Raw genomic sequence first — 259 nt, forward strand, 5'->3', positions numbered from 1 at the left:
GATCTTAGCGATGCCATCTTTTGGTGCATTGCTGTCGTCAAAGACGTCAAAAGAGAACCCAGATAGCTTGCTGAAAGAGAGCAACTGCTCATCGGTTTGATTGACCCACCACTTCTCATCTTGGTAGATGTGCACAATGATGTCAGGGTCTTTGCGAATGATATCGACAATGTCCTGTACGAGTTCAGGATTAACATCTTGGCTGTACATTAGGTTGTCGTCGATGTCATGAACGCGAGCACCGTTGGAGGTGATCATG

General features: G+C 46.3%; 1 protein-coding gene. It reads right to left on the reverse strand.

Features of this window, described 5'->3' with window-relative positions; all coding sequences use genetic code 11:
- Window positions 1-259, reverse strand: a 259-nt coding sequence (locus tag AB4585_RS26135) for an HAD hydrolase family protein (protein ID WP_372171671.1), incomplete at both ends; no start/stop codon positions are given.

The sequence above is a fragment of the Vibrio sp. 10N.222.49.C9 genome, from assembly GCF_041474985.1.
GTDB lineage: Bacteria > Pseudomonadota > Gammaproteobacteria > Enterobacterales > Vibrionaceae > Vibrio > Vibrio crassostreae_C.